Source organism: Winogradskyella forsetii (genome assembly GCF_013394595.1).
In the GTDB taxonomy this organism is placed as follows: Bacteria; Bacteroidota; Bacteroidia; order Flavobacteriales; family Flavobacteriaceae; genus Winogradskyella; species Winogradskyella forsetii.
Genome location: NZ_CP053348.1, coordinates 4,037,667 through 4,059,728, shown reverse-complemented (window position 1 = coordinate 4,059,728; position 22,062 = coordinate 4,037,667). Strand labels below are relative to the sequence as shown.

12 protein-coding genes are annotated in these 22,062 nt (G+C 37.6%); 6 read left to right on the top strand and 6 right to left on the bottom strand.

The window, feature by feature from the left end:
- Complete coding sequence (locus HM987_RS17380; protein WP_229724500.1) at nt 1–2,097, top strand: insulinase family protein; 2,097 nt, start codon at nt 1–3, stop codon at nt 2,095–2,097.
- A 133-nt stretch (nt 2,098–2,230) separates the two neighbouring features.
- On the opposite strand, the gene HM987_RS17375 is transcribed toward HM987_RS17380, so the two are convergent.
- Entirely contained in the window at nt 2,231–3,106 is an 876-nt protein-coding gene (locus HM987_RS17375) for a DMT family transporter (RefSeq protein ID WP_179009283.1), read from the bottom strand.
- 96 nt (nt 3,107–3,202) lie between these two features.
- Here HM987_RS17375 and HM987_RS17370 point away from each other — a divergent pair, with 96 nt between their 5' ends.
- A complete protein-coding gene (locus tag HM987_RS17370; RefSeq protein WP_179009282.1) occupies nt 3,203–3,742 on the top strand; it encodes a cation transporter in 540 nt (179 codons plus the stop codon).
- A 59-nt stretch (nt 3,743–3,801) separates the two neighbouring features.
- Here the strand turns inward: HM987_RS17370 and HM987_RS17365 are convergent, their stop codons facing one another.
- The 3 genes from HM987_RS17365 to HM987_RS17355 all read right to left on the bottom strand — a co-directional run bounded on the left by HM987_RS17365 (nt 3,802) and on the right by HM987_RS17355 (nt 8,646).
- Nucleotides 3,802–4,164, bottom strand: a complete 363-nt coding sequence (locus tag HM987_RS17365) for a hypothetical protein (RefSeq protein WP_179009281.1) — start codon at nt 4,162–4,164, stop codon at nt 3,802–3,804.
- A gap of 68 nt (nt 4,165–4,232) precedes the next feature.
- Nucleotides 4,233–5,684 (bottom strand): DUF5689 domain-containing protein, encoded by a 1,452-nt coding sequence (locus HM987_RS17360; RefSeq protein WP_179009280.1) that lies wholly within the window; start codon nt 5,682–5,684, stop codon nt 4,233–4,235.
- Nucleotides 5,685–5,718: 34 nt separating this feature from the next.
- Nucleotides 5,719–8,646, bottom strand: coding sequence for a TonB-dependent receptor (locus tag HM987_RS17355; RefSeq protein WP_179009279.1), 2,928 nt, complete (start codon nt 8,644–8,646; stop codon nt 5,719–5,721).
- A gap of 225 nt (nt 8,647–8,871) precedes the next feature.
- On the opposite strand from HM987_RS17355, the gene HM987_RS17350 reads away from it, so the two are divergent.
- Together HM987_RS17350 and HM987_RS17345 are read left to right on the top strand one after the other, a co-directional pair.
- The gene (locus tag HM987_RS17350; RefSeq protein WP_179009278.1) at nt 8,872–9,957 is read left to right on the top strand and encodes an endonuclease/exonuclease/phosphatase family protein; all 1,086 of its coding nucleotides are present in this window, start codon (nt 8,872–8,874) and stop codon (nt 9,955–9,957) included.
- A gap of 79 nt (nt 9,958–10,036) precedes the next feature.
- Nucleotides 10,037–10,879 (top strand): T9SS type A sorting domain-containing protein, encoded by an 843-nt coding sequence (locus tag HM987_RS17345; protein WP_179009277.1) that lies wholly within the window; start codon nt 10,037–10,039, stop codon nt 10,877–10,879.
- A 33-nt stretch (nt 10,880–10,912) separates the two neighbouring features.
- Here the strand turns inward: HM987_RS17345 and HM987_RS17340 are convergent, their stop codons facing one another.
- Nucleotides 10,913–11,356, bottom strand: coding sequence for a hypothetical protein (locus HM987_RS17340; protein WP_179010127.1), 444 nt, complete (start codon nt 11,354–11,356; stop codon nt 10,913–10,915).
- Nucleotides 11,357–11,681: 325 nt separating this feature from the next.
- Here HM987_RS17340 and HM987_RS17335 point away from each other — a divergent pair, with 325 nt between their 5' ends.
- A complete protein-coding gene (locus HM987_RS17335; protein WP_179009276.1) occupies nt 11,682–13,685 on the top strand; it encodes an Ig-like domain-containing protein in 2,004 nt (667 codons plus the stop codon).
- A 36-nt stretch (nt 13,686–13,721) separates the two neighbouring features.
- On the opposite strand, the gene pbpC is transcribed toward HM987_RS17335, so the two are convergent.
- On the bottom strand, nt 13,722–16,073 hold the full coding sequence (gene pbpC, locus HM987_RS17330) for a penicillin-binding protein 1C (protein ID WP_179009275.1): 2,352 nt from the start codon (nt 16,071–16,073) through the stop codon (nt 13,722–13,724).
- Nucleotides 16,074–16,217: 144 nt separating this feature from the next.
- Here pbpC and HM987_RS17325 point away from each other — a divergent pair, with 144 nt between their 5' ends.
- Entirely contained in the window at nt 16,218–22,058 is a 5,841-nt protein-coding gene (locus HM987_RS17325) for a T9SS type B sorting domain-containing protein (protein ID WP_179009274.1), read from the top strand.
- Nucleotides 22,059–22,062: the final 4 nt, after the last annotated feature.

Genomic DNA, 22,062 nt, shown 5'->3' with positions numbered 1-22,062 from the left:
ATGAAAACAGTATTAAATATGAACACCAAAATAGTAGCGTTTTTCACATTATTTATAATGTTTATTAGTGCAAACGCACAGATAGATAGGTCTAAAATACCTGTTGCAGGCCCAGAACCGGAAATTTCAATCGACAAACCGCAAGAGTTTGAATTAAAAAATGGCTTAAAAGTATTAGTGGTAGAAAACCATAAGTTACCAAGAGTTTCGTATTCTCTAAGAATCGATAATAAACCTATTTCTACAGGAAAAAAAGCTGGAGTAGAAAGCTTATTGGGAAGCATGTTGGGTAACGGAACAACTACAATTTCTAAAGATGAATTTAATGAAGAAGTGGATTTCTTAGGCGCTAATTTAAACTTTGGTTTTAGCGGAGGTTTTGCAAGTTCCTTAACCAAATATTCTGAAAGAATTTTAGAATTATTAGCTGGTGCAGCCATTAACCCATTATTGACTGAAGAAGAATTTGAAAAAGAGAAAACTAAACTTATTGAGGGATTAAAGGCAGACGCAAAAAGTCCGGATGTTATAGCGAGTAGAGTCGGTTCAGCGTTATCTTATGGTACCAATCATCCTTATGGCGAGTTTATAACTGAAGAAACCATCAATAACGTGTCTTTTGGGGATGCACTTGCGTTTTACGAAAAATACTTTAACCCAAACAATGCCTATTTGGTTGTGGTTGGAGATGTAGATTTTAAGGATGTAAAGAAACAAGTGAAAACATATTTTGGTGAATGGACAAAGTCTGTAGATGTAAATACTACGGTACCAAAACCGAATCCTAATGTACAATACACACAAATTAATTTTGTGAATGTGCCAGATGCCACGCAATCTAACCTTTCTATTACGAATAATGTAGATTTAAAGATGGGCGATGAAGATTATCATGCAGCTTTAATTACTAATAACATCTTAGGTGGTGGAGGTGAAGGTTACCTTTTTAAAAACCTTAGGGAAGATAAAGGTTACACTTACGGAGCCTATTCTAGCTTAGGCAATGATAGATACGGTGCATCTCGTTTCAATGCGACTGCAAAAGTGAGAAATGCAGTCACGGATAGTGCTGTTGTTGAAGCTTTAAAAGAGATCAATAGAATTAGAACTGAACCAGTTGATCCTCAGCTTTTAAAAGATGCCAAGGCAAAATATGTTGGGAACTTTGTGATGGCTTTAGAACGTCCACAAACTATTGCCAACTATGCCTTAAATATTGAATTGAACGACCTTCCAGAAGATTTTTACACCACTTATTTACAAAAAATCAATGATGTTACTGTAGAGGATATTCAGCGTGTGGCGAACAAATATTTTAAAGCGGATAACTTAAGAATTATAGTTGTTGGAAATGGGGCAGAGGTCATAGAGAATCTTGAAAAAACAGGAATTCCAATTATGTACTTCGATAAGTTTGCAAATGAAACTGAGAAACCAGTATTTTCTAAACCTTTACCAGAAGGTTTAACTGCAAAAGCGGTAGTTGACAACTATATTACAGCGGTTGGAGGCCAAGAAAATTTAAATAAGATCAATACCCTTTTGGTTAACTCTGATGTAACGATACAAGGCGCTCCATTTAAACCAAAGGCAACAGTTAAACAAATGGCACCAAATAAATCTTATATGGAAATTGTTGTTGAAGGTATGGGAGCGGTAATGAAGCAAAGTTTTGATGGTGAGAGCGGATTTACTGAGCAGCAAGGCCAAAAAGTTCCTATGGAAGGCAAAGAGCTGGCTTCAAAAAAAGCCGAGAAGGGCTTGTTTCCAGAATTATATATGGATGCCTCTAATTTAGAATTGGAAAGCTTAATGACCATTGATGGAAAAGATGCCTACAAGGTAAAAGTAACGCAAGGAGAAGATACTTCCTATCGCTATTATGACGCGGAAAATAGCTATTTAGTAAGAAAGGAAGAATCTGCAGAAATGCAAGGTCAAACTGTGACTACGGTTATAGATTACTCAAATTACAAAGAGAAGGATGGCATCATGTTTCCTTACACTATGAAAATTGCAACAGGACCTCAAGTGTTATCTTTTGAAACTACTGAAGTTAAGATTAACGAAGGGGTTTCAGATGCTGATTTCAACTAATCACATCTAAATATTTAAAATACTAAAACCGAAGTGAAAGCTTCGGTTTTTTTGTGAAACTTATTTTGAAAATAAATGCAGATTTTTTTTAAAATAATTAGTTCAACCAATGCCGTTATTGGAACGGGATCTTTTACTTGCGCTTATGTGATAAATAAACACCCACCAAAATTAATAACGCTGCAAAACCCTGAATAAAACTAAAGGTTTCATCATCTAAAATTCCCCAACCAAGCGCAACAATAGGCATAATATAAGTTACGGAAGAGGCAAAAACAGGTGTGGACAATTGTACCAGCTTAAAAAAGACCACTTTTGCTATCGCAGTACCAAAAATGGCTAGAATACTCACATACATAAGTGCTTTTGGTAAAGCAGGATTGTTAAATGTTTCTGTCGTAAAAAAATCGCTAAACAAGAGCACAATCAGGGCTGGAATAAAAATAAATACATAATTACCAGCTGCAATTGCAAGCGGTTTTACATCTTGTAAATAGCGCTTAATGATATTGACGTTAGCAGCATACATTAGGGTAGAAGCAATGACAAATCCGGCGTATAGATAATTTTGATTTGGGTTTAATTCAGAACCTTTGAGGATTAAAATAGCGGTACCAATGAACCCAATAATAACGCCTAAAACTTGGCGCTTGGTGGAGGTAATTTTAAAAACGGCAAAACCCAACAGAATGGTATTGAGCGGTACTAAAGAATTCAATATAGAAGCAACAGTACTATCTATTTCAGTTTCTGCAATGGCAAAAAAGAAAGCAGGTATAAAAGAGCCTAAGAGTCCAGAAATAAGCAGCCATTTCCATTTTGACTTCGGAATGGTTTTAAGTTTATGATAGCCAAAAGCTAGAAGTAGGATCCCAGTAATAAGAGTTCTTAAAGCACCAAGCTGATAAGGCGTAAGTCCTAAAAGTGATTTTTTGATGAGAATAAATGAGCTTCCCCAAATTACGGAAAGAATTATAAGATAAATCCATTTAATGTTAGGGTTTTTCATACAAAAGCATTGTAAATCAATCACAAAATTCGTTAATTCTTTCGCAAGAAGCACTAATATTTATTAGATTTATCCCAAATAAAATAGTTTGAATTTATGAAGACCTTAAAGACATTAAGTATCGTTGCAATGATAGCATTAGCTTTTACGTCGTGTAAAAATGAAACGGCACCAGAAGTTAAAACGGTGGATGTAGAAGTTTCTAAAAAAGATGTTGCTCAAACTTTAGATCCAAATGCCACTTACGCAAAAGTTGAGTTTGGTATAGATGGAATGACTTGTGCCATGGGTTGTGCCAAAACCATCGAAAAGAAAATGGCTAAAATGGAAGGTGTAAAATCGGCAAAAGTTGATTTTGACAAACGTTTAGCAATGGTTGAATATGATGAAGCTAAAGTAACTCCAAAATCTTTAGAAGAAACAGTAAGCAAGGTAGCTGACATTTATAAAGTAAAGGATTTTCACAAGGTGGATGATTTTGGTGCTGAAAAGAAAGCCTGCAAAGCTGACTGCGATAAAGCCTGTTGTGCGAACAAAGCTGAAACGGATGCTTCAACTACTGCACTAAGCACAAGCAAGAAAGCCTGTAATGCAGATTGTAAAAAGGCATGTTGCGCTGACGTGAAAAAAAGCTGAGTAATTTAAGAAAATAATAAGATATAAAGTAATAACGCTATCCGAAAGGATGGCGTTTTTTATTGGACTTGAAGTAGTATAATTGCCAGCGCACAGCAACCTAAAGGCAGCAGCCATAGTAATAAGATTGAGGTCTGCTTATGTTTTAGTTTGGCATTAAGAATAGTTCTTTTCTTTCCATTATAGCGCATCCAGTTTTTTGCCATGATAAAGAGCGCAACCAATGATAGTAATACCCAAAATTTTGTGGATGACATGACTTCTATTTTCATCTGCTTAGCAAATGCCTTAAAAAATGCAGCGAATACAAAAATAAATGAAAGCTCTAAAAAGTTGATATAAGAAAGGGCAATGCTTAGGCTGCGCCTACCAAAAGCTTTTTTATAATGGTTAAAAACAGTAATATAATAACGATCTAGCATAAGTTTCAATATTAAAAAAGCCACATTTTAAAAATAATGTGGCTTTAAGTTATATATTTTAGAGTGTCTTAATTACCTGTGACTTTTACATTATCTAAATGATATCTAGTGGTCGCACTAGGATCTGAACCTTCATAGAAAAATCCAAATACAGCAGTACCTTCAATACAAGATATATTAATTGGACCTACAGGTTGTAAGCCTCCAAAACCTCCACTTGGTCCAACAGGGATTGCTGCGTCTATTATTTCCCAAGTAGCTGTAGTTGGATCGCCAGCGTAATCAGTAGAGACATAAACAGATAATATTGTACCAGTATCGTAAGCAGCTTCTAGATCAAAAGATAATTCTTCTCCTTCTGTAGGACCTAAGTCTATTGCAGGAGTAACTAACCAAACATCGGCATCAGAATTACCTGAGCTAAATGCAGATATACGAGAGTAATTATTACCTTGAAAACCACTGATAAACCAATCGGTATTTGTACCACTTATATTGATATTATCCCAGCCTTCAGAGTCATAAGTACCAAAACCTTCAAAATTTTCAAAGAAAATATTAGAACCTCCACCAGAAGGACCAGTACATTCAAAGAAATCTGGATCACAACGATTCTCTTCAGGACCAAATACTATATCTTCAGGTGTATTTATAGCTACTATATAATTATTTCCTTCAAAATTTCTAGAGAGTACAGCATTCACAGTACCTCTTCCTTTAGGTAAGGCTAAACCTTTAAAATCAGCAAAGGTACTTGTACTAAATATTACAGAAGCACCCGATTCACAACTCTCAAGTGTTCGCTCGCCGTCAAATTGATCTTGAGCAGATGAGGCATAAGTGTCAAAGTTGTTAGCTTCATCAAAAACATCATTTCTGTTGAACTGAACATCATTTAATGCAATCATCAAATTTGTTTTCTGTACTGTGAAATCTGAAATATTTAATGGAAGTGGTACAATGTTAGCTACTTCATTTGATCTTTCAATAAATTCATTTTCAAATTGCGACGGTATCTTATCGACGCCACTTCCTGCTTGAGATCCTAGGGTTAAAACACCATTACTAATTCCCACAGCCAAACCACTAATTTTTACATATATTTTTCTACCAACCTCATATTTAGTAAATAATGGATTGACATCAATTAAAAGTTTAATACCGATAGTTGGATTTTCTGGTTTGTCTTGAAGAATTATTTCTTCAAAATAATTACCACCTTCATCAGATGATACAACATATCCTGTTACATAAAAATCAGTATCACTAAATACATAGGCAACCGCATCGGATTCATTCGAGTAATCTAAGGGCTGCGGCTCAAATATATCATCATTTGCACTTTGCTCTTGGGCTAAATCACCTGCCAAAGAACCTATAGTTCTTATTTGATTTTCTGGTATGTTTGGTTCTTCAAATGAGAGGTTTGGTGTACTGAAATCATCGTCTTGTACGCAACCGTTAAATACTACAAACCCTATAAGTAAGAGTATAATCTTATTAATTTTTAAAGTTTTCATTTTATTAAATTTATTTTGTTCTAACATAGCTTTTTTAAAATCTTACGTAAACGTTTAGGTAATAGGTGGTACCATTACCATAAAAGTAACGGTTACCAAATACGGGACCATTAGAATTGTTTTGCTCATCTAACTGGCTTCTATAATCTACTCGTCTAGATTGTTCAAAACCTCCCGTTCTATACTGTTTATTAAATATATTATTAATCGTAGCAAAGAAACCGACGAAATAGTCATCAATACGCCAAGATTTTCCTCCAATAACATTTACTAACATATAGTCCTCAAATTGTTCTTGCTTCAAAAGACTGTTAGCAACATCGTCATCATAATCGTTAATCGTATTGCCTGTAAAGTTACCTCCTTCAGGAATAATTAAAGCTTGATTTCTTGGATCAATTGGTAACAAGTCAACATCTTGAGTAAAATTAGCAGATCTTTTCAAAGCACTTGCATCGACATAAGCATTAGAAAAGAAATTACTGGTAACACCTATATTCCAAAATTCAGGATCCCTGTATTCAAAACCTATCTGGAATGCACGCTCTGGGCCACCAGATACATGTAGATCTTTTAAGGCAGTGGTTTGTTCGTCTCCATAAGTTACAATTGTTTTTTCCCCTCTTTCGTCATCCATAAGACCAGGTGCTCTATATTCAAAATCAGCTGCTGTATAATATAAATTTGGATTATTGGTAAAAATATATTGACCAACTGAAGCTGCAGCTTTCAATTTAATAGTAGGTGTGACTTGGGCTTCAATCCCTAACTCACCACCAATATGGCGTCTATCTATGTTGGTCTGAACTTCCTGTACAAAATTACTAGCGTTTTCTGTGAAGAAAAAACCGATATCTGTACCATCTTGAAACCCTGAGTAAAACCCTGTAAGTCTTGCTTTTACTTTTGGCGATCTAAATATATAACTCGCATCAACAGACTGAATCGTTTCACTTTCTAAACCTAAAACTATTTGATTACTTTGTCTCGCATTTCCAAAAGAGTTTCTAATATTAGGTGCTTTTGTAAAATAACTTCCATTCACATCAATTAAATGTTTTCCAGTAATCTTATAAGTAAATCCGCCTTTAACACCATAATTAGAAAATTCTAATTTTTCGCTTTTACCGTAAGAACTAATATCTCCAAAACCGTTTACATTACCACTACCAGGAAAAAAGCCGTTTTCATAAAGCCCATTTCTTTGATAATTGGTTTGTGAAACATTGGCACCAACATAAAAATCTATTTTATTGTATTTAAATTGGGCTTGTACAAAACCATTAATGACATCAGAATCTATCTCGTAGTTATACTTGTAGCGATCACCTTCTGTAACAATTCTGTTTGGGTTTCTTAAATCACTCTGGGCTTGCCCTTGAGTTTGCTGTCCTGCTTGTTGATCAGCAAAGGCATCAACATCCAAATAACCTGACCCTCCTAATAAATCTTCGATGCGTGCAAAGTTTTCACTATTTAAGGTTCTGTAATTAATGCTTGCATTTAATCTAATTTTATCTGACAGTTCTGCATCGAGAATAGTGTTTAATGATAATTGTTGATCCTTTATCACATCAGATTGGAGCGCATAAACAGAGTAACCATTAAGGTTGTTTGCATAATAAAGTTCATTCCAGTCTAACTGGCCATCGTTAACAAACTCTTGCTGAGCAGCAAAAGCCAGTTGATAATCGTAAGCTGTTGGGTTGGGGTCCTCTAGATGATAGCTTGGTAAATTTTGGTAATACTCAGGTGTTGGGTTACGAGCACCACCGACAGTTCCACCTTCGCTTAAGCGATTTCCGTTATTATCTATACGCGTATTCGCAATCTCACCAAACTGGTAAGCCGCATTGGTGTTCAACTTAACTTTAGATGAGATATCCCAATAATGATTTAACATTAAAATAGGTTCATTGATTTCTCTTATCCTAGAATTTCTTATCTCACCATCTTGATAACCCCAAAACGGATTGTATGTTCTACCTTTAAGATTATAAACCTCTTCTGTTATTGCCGTAGAACGTCCACGTCTGTTCTGGGCATAAATACTTGTGAAGTTTAAACTGTGTTTGTCGTTAAATTGTTTTTCTAAAGCAAAAACGAATGAATTGGAATCATATAATGTACCATCTACAAAACCTTCATCTCCAAATCGTCTAGAACCTAAAGCAGAAAAAGACCAGCCGCCTTTTAATAAACCAGAACTATAACTAGCCATCACTCTACCCGTATAACTTCTATTTGCAGAGGCATAAGATATACGGCCGCCTTCTCTGTATTTTGAAGCGCGCATAATTATATTATTGGTTCCGGCTAAATCTCCAAAGGTGTAGTCGTTGGCAGATGTACCCATTGAGAATTCTTGGTTACGTTGCAAATCGTTAATACCGCCCCAATTTCCCCATTGTGGTCTTCCGGTAAACTGCTTGTTCATTTCAATGCCGTTTATAAGTACTTTACCGTTAGCATTATCCAAACCTCTTGGCCTAAAGAATGTTGCACTAAAATCGTATGCAGCAGCACTCAAAAACACATCTCTGGAGGCTTGTAGTAAACCAGAAATGTTGTCGGTTAAACCATCGTCTTCGCTATTTAAATTATCATCAGAAATTGAAATAACAAATAGATCTTTTTTGTCACTTTGATTGTATTCTAAGGTCATGCCACTGATATCAACTGTTTGACCTTCGTTCACAATAATTGGATAACGTTTTGTATCGTATTCTATTTTTTCGACCTTCAAAACTTGTTCGCCCAGTGGAACGTTTTCAGTAAAACTGAATTCTCCTCTTGCGTCTGTGTTAACAGTCTGTCCGGTTTCTTCAATAGTAATAGTTACATCAGGAATTGGTTCTCCTGTAGTTCCATCCAAAACACTTCCTTTAATAACAGTTTGCTGTGCAAAACTTGTTAAAGAAAAGGCTATTCCGAACAGAAAGAGTAAAAAACTTTTTTTCATGCCTAATTTTAAAATTGATAGTTATTGTAGATTAAATATTCGTATTTAGGGCTTGCAAATGTACATTATTTATAATAAATACATACTTTTGGCAAGCAATTTGCTTTGGAAATAACAATAACATAATATAGAGTCACTAGCAATCTCTACTAAAAACTATAATTTCGAAATTATACGTTTGCTTAGATTTTTATTTGTCCAATATTAAACTATAAAATTTTACCAATGAAATCATTAAAATTACTAATTATTTTACTTGCCTTAATCAGTGTTTCAAACCTTTCGGCTCAAGAGGAAAAGCGCTATAAAATACATACCGTCGCCTTTTACAATTTAGAGAACCTGTTCGACACCATTAATGATCCTTTAAAATATGATGAAGCGAGTCCAATAATGGAAATGAATGCCAATCGTAGTGAGGTTTACAAGAAAAAAATTAAAAACATGGCTCGGGTAATTGCCAATATCGGTAGCGATTATGCGAATAATTCTCCAGCCGTTATAGGTGTATGTGAAATTGAAAATAGACAAGTATTAGTAGATTTAGTCAATGACCCTTTACTTTTAGGGAAGGATTACGGCATCATACATTTTGATGGGCCAGATAAAAGAAGTATCGATGTGGCATTACTTTATCAAAAAGCACTGTTTAAACCTATAGCAGAAAGTTCTCATGAATTGATGATTTATGACAATATCACGAGGAAAAGAGTTTTTACAAGAGATCAACTTTTGGTAAGTGGTAAATTGGATGGTGATCTCATTCATCTTTTAGTAAACCACTGGCCATCCCGAAGTGGAGGGGAAGCCAGAAGTAGGTCTAAAAGAGTTGGCGCTGCAAAATTGAATAAACGCTTAATCGATTCGTTGCAGTCCATAGATCCTTATGCTAAAATCTTTACTATGGGAGATTTGAATGATGATCCAACAAATGAAAGTGTTAAAGACGTTTTGAAGGCAAAAAAGGAAAAGGAGGATGTAGAATTAAAAGGTATTTACAATCCGTTTGAAAAGATGTTTACTGAAAAAGGTTATGGTACAACAGCATATAGAGATGCATGGAGTTTATTTGATCAAATTATGATGACGCAACCGCTTTTAGAGGATGATTATTCTTCATTTAGATTTTGGAAAGCCGGTATTTATAACAAGGCCTACTTATCTAATAAACGCGGTCGCTATGAAGGTTACCCATTTAGAAGTTTTGCCGATGGTGGTTTTACAGATGGCTTTAGCGATCACTTCCCAGTATATGTTTACTTGATTAAAGAAGTAGAAGAAGATACTGAAGAAGATACTACTAAGGGTTAATTGAATCAACAAAAAATAAAAAGGAGCAAAATAAAATTTGTTTATTGTTTTGATTTCTTGAAATGAAGTAGTACATCTAATGCCAACGAAAAGTAAAATTCTGTTTTTATTCATCCTAAGTTTACAGGTGGTCTGTTCTCAAGAAATAGTCTTGTCACAAAATCTTGATAATACAGTACAACAAGGTTCAGTGACATGTGCTGCAGAAGATATAACCGATAATGTTTACATGAGAGCTTATGATTTAGCTTCCCTTGGATATTCTGAGTTTGAAGTATCCTCTGTTGATTTTGGTATTTTCAACGTTACAAATGATGACGGAAACTATACAGTTGAGGTTATTATATATCAGACTGATACGTTTCCCGGCGGAAATTTAACACAAATTGCTAGTTTAAATGTACCAGTCTCTGATATTGACAATGGGACACTAAAAAATGTACCTATAAGTGCTAGCATTTCGGATAATTTTTTGGTTTTTGCGGTGAGTGCTATAATAACAGGAATAATAGGCAATCAGAATCAACTAAACATTGGAACTAATTCTAGTGGTGAAACCGCACCTGGCTATTATCTTTCTAATAGTTGTGGTTATGACACTCCAACGGTTATATCAACACTTTTTCCGCCTCCTGAACTTCATTTAATTATGCAGGTAACTGGCAGTCCGAGGCTTTCTTTAAATGAAGAGCAAGGTGTGTATGTAAATATTTTTCCAAATCCAACAAACGACTTAATTAGTATTAAGCTTTTAAATTCAGATAGTATTGAAAGTGTATTGCTTTGCAGTTTAACAGGAAAACTTCTTTACGAAGGAAGTGAAAATATGATAAACTTGGTTGATTTTAGAAAAGGACTTTACCTTTTAAAAATTAAAACTATAAATGGTAAAAGCATAGTTAAAAAAATTGTAAAGCAATAAAAAAGGCGCAAATTTTAATTTGCGCCTTTTTTATTAATTAAACCAAAGATTCCAAGGAATCTTGGCTAGTACCAAAATTAAAGCCAAAGTATAAAAAATAGCTAAAAGTTTAAATTTTGGCTTAGAGGTTAATTTCTTTTTATGTTTAGAATAGCCTATAGTCACTAGTGCAACGGCTACGATCATAGTTAGCGGATGCTCTATAATAAGATTTCTTAGTGCTGAATTTTTCATTACTTCTCCCATACCACCAACTTGTTCTATGGTCGAAAAATAATCCTTCATAAAAAACAAAACAATACCAATCAACAATTGAATATGCATGGTAATCAATGCAAACAAAGAGATTCTGAAATCCTTCGCATCAAACTCCTTATCACCAAAAAACTTAATAAGCGCGTTAAAAGTGGCAAGTATTAATACCAAGAGGACTAAATAAGCCCATTTTGAATGTATAAACTGTACAATTTCCATAATTAAAATTTATCTGTGGTTGTAAAAATACACATTAGAACTTTTATGGATCAATATATCTATATTAATTATTTTGTGAAATGAGATATTTTAAAGAATAATACATTCTCTTGAAAATACTTTATAGATAGTAGGCCTCTTCAATATTTAAGGAGTATTGGCCCAAATTTTTTAGGATATTTATTAATTCTGCAAACCTCGTGTAAAGTTAACTATACATGAACTATACAGTCTTTGTTTTTGAGCTATTTTCCCAGTTATTGCTCATTCTTATGTCTATATTTGAGGGCGTTCAACAATCTCTAAACTAACTATTTAATCTATTATTATGTGTTTACAAGACAATGGCCTAAGTTTTAAAATAATTATAATATTTTGTATTTCTACCTTGTCAACGGCAGTACATGCGCAATTAGGTTTTTGTTCAGGAAATTCTGGGGATGCTATTTTTTCTGAAGATTTTGGAGCGGGAACGGAAAATTCAATGTTACCAGACGGAACAACAACCTATTCATATATAAATGGGTTTCCTGACGATGGTTTTTATACCGTTTCTAGCGGATCTTTTGGCAATCCTTTTGATTGGCATGCGGTAGAGGATCATACACCTAATGATACAGATGGAAAGTTCCTTATAGTAAATGCAGGTGTTACGGCAGGTGAGTTTTATAGAACCACAGTGTCTGGATTATGCGAAACAACCACTTATGAGTTTTCTGCCTGGTTATTTAATTTAATAAAAATTCCAGGGTTTTGCTCTAATCAAGGCATAGAAATTCCCTTAAATGTAAGATTCCAAATATGGGATAGTACAGATACTAATTTATTGGCAAGCGGAAATACAGGCGACGTTTTTGGCACGGTTGAGCCAACATGGGGAGAATATGGATTGGTATTTCAAACTTTGGCGAACCAAGATACCGTAATTCTTAAAATGATTAATAATGGACAAGGTGGTTGTGGTAATGATTTAGCCATTGATGACATTGAGTTTAAAACTTGTGGAGACACGGTTATAGTCACTGATGACATCGATAATACGGTGGTTACAATTTGTGAAAGTGATACACCTTATTCAACAACGTTAACAGCTACTCCAGATTTTGCGGTTTTCAGTTCTCATTTTTATCAATGGCAAGAAAGTATAGATGGTAATAGCTGGACAGATATCGCTGGCGAAACCAATCAAATACTTAATATTTCAGCTTCTACTTCAAAATTTTACAGAACAAAGGTCGCTGAAGTAGCGGTTAATCTAACCAATGATCAATGTCTATTGTTATCTGACGAATTTCAAATTGATGTGAATGCTGATCCAAATGCCCCTGTAAATAATGGAGATGTTCCTTTTAACTGTAACTCTAATGAAGCGGTCTTGTCAGTAAATGTACCAACAGGTGTTACTGTGAATTGGTATGATTCTTTAACAGGAGGAATCCTTTTACAAGCTAATGCCCTAACCTATACCGCAACTACAGCAGGTATATATTATGCTGAAGCTATTAATAATATTACAGGTTGTGTGTCTTCAACAAGAACTGCCGTAACTGCAATTCCGTTATTTCCATTAGTACCTGTTAGTGATGGAGATGTGGATTATAATTGTACCCTAAATCAAGCTATTTTAACTGTTACTTCTGCCTCAGGTACAACGGTTAATTGGTACGATGCGGCCTCGGGAGGTAATCTCTTGTTGGCTAATAATCTTAGTTATACGGCTATAGAAGAAGGTACATTTTATGCCGAAACAGTTGATACGAGTACGGGATGTATTTCTAATTCTAGAACAGCTGTTAGTACGAGTATTTTTGTACCAGACACGCCAGTAAGCGATGGAGATGTTAGTTTTGATTGTGCTTTAAATGCGGCTGTTTTGTCGGTTAGTGTTTCAACAGGAATAACTGTAAATTGGTATGACTCACAAACGGATGGCATTCTATTACTAGCCGATAGTACAAGCTATTCTGCGAACAATCAAACAACCTATTATGCTGAAGCCGTTGATGACATTACAGGATGTGCTTCATTGTCTAGAACCGCAGTTAGTGTATCAGGAAATTCAGGATTGGAAAATTGTTTTATACCTCAAGGCATATCTCCAGGAGTATCTCCTGGTCAGAATGATAATTTTGATTTAAGCAATTTTGCCGTTACGCAATTACAAATCTATAATAGATATGGAACGTTAATATATTCCAAAAACGATTACAGCAATGAGTGGGAAGGACAAACTAATGATGGAGGTGAAGTACCAGTAGGGACTTATTTTTACACCATGATTTATGAAGGTGGTTCTAAAAATCGCAGTGGTTGGGTATACGTTAATAAATAATAAAACAACTATTCCAAAAGGCCTATGAGAATCTTTTTATTCTGAAATCGTAATTTTATGTTTCAGCTCATTGCCAAGTTCATCCATCACTGTAATCAAGTGCTCCCCTGAAGATGGTAAAACAGCCATATCATGAATGTCTTTTGTGCTGCCAACAAACTGGTTATCAATGTACCAATAAAGTTCTAGTTCAGGTTTTGAATGTGCTACTTTTAAAATGAGATCGTTGGTATTGCCGTCAAAATCCTTAGGCAAGAAAATGGTGCTTTGCTGGTTAGGATATATAAATTCCATCGAAATTCCCGATGATTCTGTGCAATCGTTTCGATATGGTGGCAATGGTTTGTAAAATGGATTTTTATTTTTGAAATAGTACGCTTGCAACGGCGGAAGTATAAACCAAGCCTTGTTATTAATATTTGAAACGGGTTCGCAGGAAGAATTCACTTGAAACTGTTCTGATAAATCCAGATGCACCAATCTATGAAACGGACAAGGTTCGGTTTTCTTTCCACTTGCTTGAATGAATCTCAATTCCATATCATCGCAAATCGCAGACGCTCTGTAGCCACTTTTTTTGCAAATATCCACTTCTAGCATTTCATCATATGGTGGATTAAACCAGGTGCTTTTTGGTAGTAAATCGAACACATCAAAAAGAATTGGTGCAGCAGTTTGCACACCGACCAAACCAGGTCGTCCTTCGCCATCAGCATTGCCAACCCAAACACCAACCACATAATCTTTGGTAGTACCAATGGCCCAAGCATCCCTGAATCCAAAACTTGTGCCTGTTTTCCATGCGATGTCTTGTGAAGAATCGTAATATTCCCAACTTTCGTCGCTTTCTGGTCGGTTCACTTGCTTCATGCTTTCAAACGTGAGAAAGATGGAAGCCGCATCAAAAACTTCTTTTTCATTTTTAAGCTGTCCAAAGTCTACTGTATTTTCGTAAATGAAGGTTGGTTGCAAAAATTCATCCGTAAAATATTTACTAGAATTATCATTAAAATGGTTTAAGGTCGAAGCCATAGCGGCATAACTTTTACACAAATCCCAAAGGTTGCTTTCCGCGCCACCAAGCACCAAAGACAAACCATAATGATTGGCATTGTATTTTAAATCTTTAAGTTGAAGCTGTTTTAAATAGTGATAAAAGCGGTCTAACCCAAACTCTTGAAGCATTCTTACGGCAGGCACATTTAATGAACGCGATAAAGCTTCATTCGCAAATACGGCGCCATCGTAAGTCTGGTTATAGTTTTCAGGTTGGTAACTTCCAAATTGTGTAGGCACATCAGCAACCAAAGTATTCGGTAGTAAATCACCAGCATCTAACATAGCGGCATATAAAAACGGTTTTAAAATACTACCTGTGCTTCTGGGTTTATCGACAATATCTACACTTTTTTGATGCGCATTATCTGTAGGTGAATTGCCAATATACGTTAGAACCTGTCTTGTTTTTACATCTAATACTAAAACAGAAAGATTATAGATTTCATTTTGTTTTAAGCGATTGTAATGTTGTTTAACAATGTGATTGGTTTGCTCCTGGAGTGCCATTTTAATGGTTGTTTTAATACGCTGTCCTCTATGGTTTTTCGCTACTTTTTGAAGTAAATGTGGTGCGATTTGAGGTAATGGATAAGGTTTTTGTGGTAAACTTTCCGCAATGGATAACTCATAGGTTAAGTCGTCAATTGTACCATTTTCATAAAGCTTTTTTAGAAGCCTATTTCGTTTATCCAACAATCGTTTTTGATTTTTTCCAGGATAAATTAAACTTGGTGCATTTGGTAAAACGGCTAAAGTGGCGCTTTCCGCCCAAGATAAATTAGCAGCATTTCTATTGAAATAGCGCCAAGATGCCGCATCAATGCCAACAACATTTCCTCCAAATGGCGCATGACTGGAATACAAGGTTAATATCTCGTCTTTGGACAACCGGAATTCTAAACGTGTCGCTAAAATCAGTTCTTTCACTTTTTCAAAATAAGTTCGCGATTGCCCTTTTCTGGACAATCGAATCACTTGTTGCGTTAATGTACTTCCGCCTCGTTTTACAGCACCAGAACTTAAATTATCTTTTACAGCTTTAAAGATTGAAACCGGATTAAAGCCTGGATGTTTGTAGAAATATTCATCTTCAAATTGAAGAATACAGGTTTTAAATTTTTTAGGCACACTGTCACTGACAGGAAAACGCCATTGCCCATCTTCTGCAATTAATGCTCCTAATAATTCATCAGATTGACTTGTGATAACTGTGGCCGTTGGATCTTTGAATAAGTGTTGTGGTAAGCAAAAATAATAAGCGATTAGTAGGATAAAAATCACTAAAGATTTTATCTTATGACGCTTAAAATATCCAATTAGCCTATACATAAACTATACAAAAGGGGTTTTTAACACTTTTTATGGAAAAGTAAATTTTATTACACAAAGTAATCTATATATTTATACGTGAGAAAACCCTACTTAAATCTTAAAATAGTCATAATATTTTGCATTTTTTTGCTTTCAAAAGAGATGCATGCGCAATTAGGTTTCTGTCAAGGAAATTCTGGAGATCCAATATTTACAGAAACTTTTGGTACTGGAACGCAAAACACATCCTTGCCAGCCGGAACCACCACATACAATTACGCCAATAATCAAAATCCAGAAGATGGGTTTTATACCGTTTCAAGTACCTCCAACTATTTCGATTGGTTTAATATTAACGACCACACTCCAAATGATTCCAATGGTAGAATGCTTATCGTGAATTCTAGTTTTTCAGATGGAGAGTTTTATAAAACAACGATAAATGGCCTTTGCGAAAACACCACTTACGAATTTTCGTCGTGGCTGATTAATTTAACACCTCCAAATGGGTTTTGTGGCGCTGGAGCCATTCCTATTAACGTCAGTTTCGAAATTTGGGACAATACGGATACTCTACAGTTAGCTTCGGGTACAACAGGAAATATTTTTGGAACAACCGCCACAGCATGGAATCAATATGCTTTGGTATTTCAGACGGTCGGGCAAACCTCTGTAATCCTAAAAATGATTAACAATGCTGATGGTGGTTGTGGTAATGACCTGGCTATTGATGATATTGTTTTCAAAACTTGCGGTGATTTAATTGGTACTGCAGACAGTAATACTAATGATTCAGTAGAGATATGTAGTACACAAACGCCTTATTCAGATACGATTACAGCGATACCAGATTTTACAGTGTTTAATAATCATTTTTATCAATGGCAAGAAAGCTCAGATGGCGTAAATTGGTCTGATGTTGCTGGTGAAAATAATGTCTCAATTTCGATTTCTGGAATTACAACCACAACATATTACAGAGCAAAAGTTGCTGAGTTTGCAGCCAACTTAGATAACTCGGATTGTCTAACATTTTCAGATACGTATCAAATTCTCGTTAGCCCAAGTCCTGTTGCACCTATTAGTGATGGTGACGTTAACTTTAATTGTAATTCTAACCAAGCTATATTATCTGTTACAGCTATGAGCGGAATAACAGTTAATTGGTATGACGCAGCTGTTGGTGGCGTTTTATTACAATCCGATTCTGAAACTTATACGACAGCTACTACAGGAACCTTTTATGCCGAAGCTGTTGATGACGTTTCAGGATGTATATCTACAACAAGAGTAGCGGTTAGTGCTTCTGCAGTTGCTTTTCCTGATGCTCCAATGAGCAATGGTGATGTTAATTTTAATTGCACGACTTCGGAAGCAACTTTATCGGTCACAGTGCCAAATGGTATTACAGTGAATTGGTATGATATGGCTACCGGAGGAATTTTGTTAGAAGCAGATAGTCCTTCATTTGTTGCAACAGCTGAAGGCGTTTATTACGCAGAGGCTGTCAATGCAACAACAGGATGTAGTTCGGTTACAAGAACTGCGCTTACGACATCGATTGTTTTACCTGATGCACCTATTAGTGATGGAGATGTTAATTTAGATTGTGATACAAATGAAGCTACAGTTTCTGTAACGGTTCCTAATGGCATTAGTGTAGATTGGTTTGATGCTCTAAATGCAGGTGTTTTATTGTCTTCTAATAGCACTACACTAATCGTAAATTCGCCAGGGACGTATTATGCTGAAGCGAAAGATCCAATTACGGGTTGTATTTCTGCAACAAGAGTTGCCGTAAATGTAAATATTTTGACTCCAGATGACGCTTCTTTTATTGTAACACCTACTTGTGATGGGGCCAGTGTAAATATTACAGGAACTATAGGTGGTACTTTTATATTAAACCCTACTCCTACGGATGGAACAATTATAGATGCTGCAACTGGTGAAGTAACAAACGGAACAAGTGGTGAGAGCTATACTATAGAATATTCAACACTAGGGACCTGTTCTTCAACTAGTGAAGAAACATTTAGTGTTTTACTCGAAGACGATGCGTCGTTTACTATATCGCCAACATGTGATGGTGCTGTATCAACAGTAACTGGATTAACTGGCGGAACGTTTTCATTTGATCCCGTTCCAACTGATGGCGCTTTTATAGATGCAACCACAGGTCTTATAACTGGTGGTGTTCCAGATGCTATTTATACAGTTGTATATGCAACTAATGGTGATTGTCCATCAATGAGTACACAAACAATTACCATACCTTCAGAGTTTGAGTTAATTACACCCACACCCCTAGAAGTCTGTGACGACGGCACACCGGACGGTATAACAGAGCTGGATTTAAGCCTAAAGAACGCCGAGATAACAGGAAGCAATCCAAACTATTCGGTCAGCTATTATGAATCCATAGCAGATCTGCAATCCGGAGCAGATCCGTTACCGACTTTATATACCAATACGAGCAACGGTCAAATTATTATTGCCTATGTCGAGGACATCAACACAGGCTGCTTTGATACCACGACCTTAGAGTTGCTCGTGCAGCAAGCACCCGTGGCAAATACCCCAACACCTTTAGACTTCTGCGATCCGGATAGTGATGGCTTTGGGACTTTTGACCTGACCAGTAAGGACGATGAGATAACGGGAGGCGATACCACCTTAACGGTAAGCTATCACGAAACGATGGCAGATGCGCAGAACAATGTCAATCCGGTACCCAGCCCTTACAATAATATCGTATTGGGTTCCCAAACGCTCTATGCACGGGTTGAAAGTTCCACCATAGCTACAGATTGCGATACCATAGTCACCTTACAGATCAATGTCAACCCAACGCCCCAGTTGGGCGCAGTGGCACCGGAACCTTTGGAGATCTGCGATGATATCTCGGCAGATGGCTTTGGGCAATTCGACCTTACCAGTAAAATACCAGAAATTCTAGAGAACCTAGCGGACCCAACATTATATACCGTAACATTTTATGTCAATGAAACCGATGCGGCAGACGCTTTAAGTCCCATAAACAATGCAACCAATTATACCAATAGTGATGATTTCAACCAAGTTGTTTGGGTCCGGGTGGAAGATATGATGAGTGGATGTTATAAGTTGACCACTTTAGAATTGATTGTTAATCCAATACCTGTTTTGGTCCAGGCCGTGCCGTTGGAGCTATGTGACGATAATAACCCAGGTGACCAGGAGGAAGCCTTTACGCTCGAAGATGCAGCGGACGACATATTGAACGGACAATCAGGAATCGGTTTGGCCTTTTTTGAGACCCAAGCGGATCTGGACGCCAATACCGATCCAATTTCCAGTCCATATACCAATATCGAAAACCCACAAACCGTATTTGTAAAGGCAACGAACAATGCTACAGGTTGTGTTAATACATCATTATTGACATTGCGAGTTAGACCGATTCCATCGCCATTAGCTCCAATGGATTTAGAGGTCTGTGATGATGATGCGGACGGATTTACAGAATTTGATTTAGAAGAAAGAACTACAGAAATTATAGGTGGCGAACTGGATATTGACATAACCTACCATGAAACCCTGGAAGATGCCAATACAGGCAGCAATGCATTTGCAAGCCCGTATACCAATATTGTCATCAACGAACAGACCATATATGTCAGGGCGACCAATACGGTCACGGGCTGTTATGATATTTCCAGGACACTGACCATTCGGGTTTTGGATATTCCACAAGTGCCAACAACCATAGAACCGTTTATTATTTGTGATATGGACTCCAATGGTTTTACACAGTTTGATCTGACCACAAAAAACTCAGAGATCATAGGAGCCCAGACCGATGTAACTATAACCTATCATGTGTCCGAAGCGGACGCGTTATCAGGAAACAGTCCCATATCAACACCGGGAAGTTATACGAATTCAAGTAATCCACAGACTATTTTTGTACGGTTGGAAAATGACAATAATGATTGTTTCGATATAGGATCATTTGAAATCAGCGTTGCCTTACCGCCAGAAGCTATACAACCAGCTCCATTGGAAATATGTGATGACGAAACCGCAGATGAAATTACCGTTTTTGACCTGACCATGAAGAACGATGAGGTCACAGGTGGAGAAGCAAGCTGGAGTGTTGCCTATTACGAAACTTTGGCCAATGCACAGGATGAAGTTGATGCGGTCAATGCAGAAGCCTACACCAATACGGCAATCGGTACAGCAGAAGCCAACCCTCAAACATTGGTAGCAGTCGTTACCGATACGGACACCGGTTGCACGGATATGGTAACCTTGACGATAAGGGTTTTACCGAACCCAACACCAACGGCCAGCGATTTGTTGCCCAACATAGAACGCTGTTACGAAGAAAACACGGGAGACGGCGAGGAAGAATTTGACCTCACGGAAAACGAAGACCTGATCCGCAACGGTGAGAACGGTGTGACCATAACCTATCACGAGACAGAGGACGCTGCCAACGCGGGCACGGACGCAATCCCAGACCCAACACAGTACACCAATACAGGGACACCAACGCAGGAGATCTATGTAAGGATGACCAAGGACGCCACGGGCTGTTATGCCCTGGTGGACTTTACCATCGAGGTGAACCCGTTGCCAGAGGTGGTCGCTGTGACGGACTTCATCCAATGCGAGCTCTTTACCGACGGCACCGACACTTTTGACCTTGGCACCAAGGACGCCGAAGTGCTGAACGGACAGGACGAGGCCCAGTTTACGGTCAGTTACCATGACAACCTAACGGATGCGGAAGAAGGGATGAACGGCCTTGTGAGCCCGTACACCAATACGGCGAACCCGCAACAGATATTCGTGACCATCACCAACAACGGGACGGGCTGTTCCATCAGCACCCAGAGCTTCAACATCGAGGTACAGGAGGCCGCACAGGCCAATCCGGATATGGACCCGATCCTTTTTGAGCTTTGTGACGATGAAATGGAGACCGATGGCAACCCGGTTAATGACAGCACCCAGTTCGACCTGACGAACATGGACACAGAGGTATTGGACGGACAGGACCCGTTGAACTACATCGTGACCTACTATGCCACCCAAGAAGATGCGGACGACAAGGTGAACCCATTGCCGACCTTATACGAAAATGTAACAAACCCACAGGTGATCTATGCAAGGGTGGACAACGACACGCCAGATGCGGTCACGGACGCGGACACTTCGATCTGTTATGCCCTGGCAGCGCTCACCCTACAGGTGAACCCGTTACCGGAGTTCGACCTGGATGAGAGCTATACCCTGTGCGTAAACACGGACGGGAGCGAAATACTGGACCCATTGGTCATAGACACGGGCCTATCGGCAACGGACTATGGTTTTGTGTGGCGCTATGAGGGCGTAGAGATAACGGGCGAGACAGGGCCGAGCATCATGCCGACCCAAGGCGGAAGCTATAGCGTGCTGGTTACCGATATAAGCACGTCCACGGCGACCAACTGTACAAATGAGGATACCACGGAAGTCATGGAAAGCGAACCGCCGAGCATAACGGTGAACGTGCTGACACAGAATTTTGCGGAGAGCCACGTTCTGGAAGTGGTGCCAGGAGATGAAATAGGGGACTATGAATACAGCCTGGACAACGGCCCATGGCAGGACGGGACCCTGTTTACGGACGTGTCACCTGGCCAGCACCATATCACGGCAAGGGACAGGAACGGCTGTGGGACAACGACCGAACCGGCATTTATAATCGATTACCCGCTGTACTTTACGCCCAACGGAGACGGCCAAAATGAAACTTGGAACATAGAAAGTATTGGAAGCAGCGCAAAAATTTACATATTTGACCGTTACGGAAAACTTCTGAAACAAATTAGTCCAGATGGGACTGGCTGGGACGGCACCTACAATGGCAGTGCTATGCCAACCAATGGCTATTGGTTTACGGTAGAGTACGACGAGCCTTTGACAGGGGAACGTAAAGAATTTAGAGCCCATTTTACTTTGAAACGGTAAAATT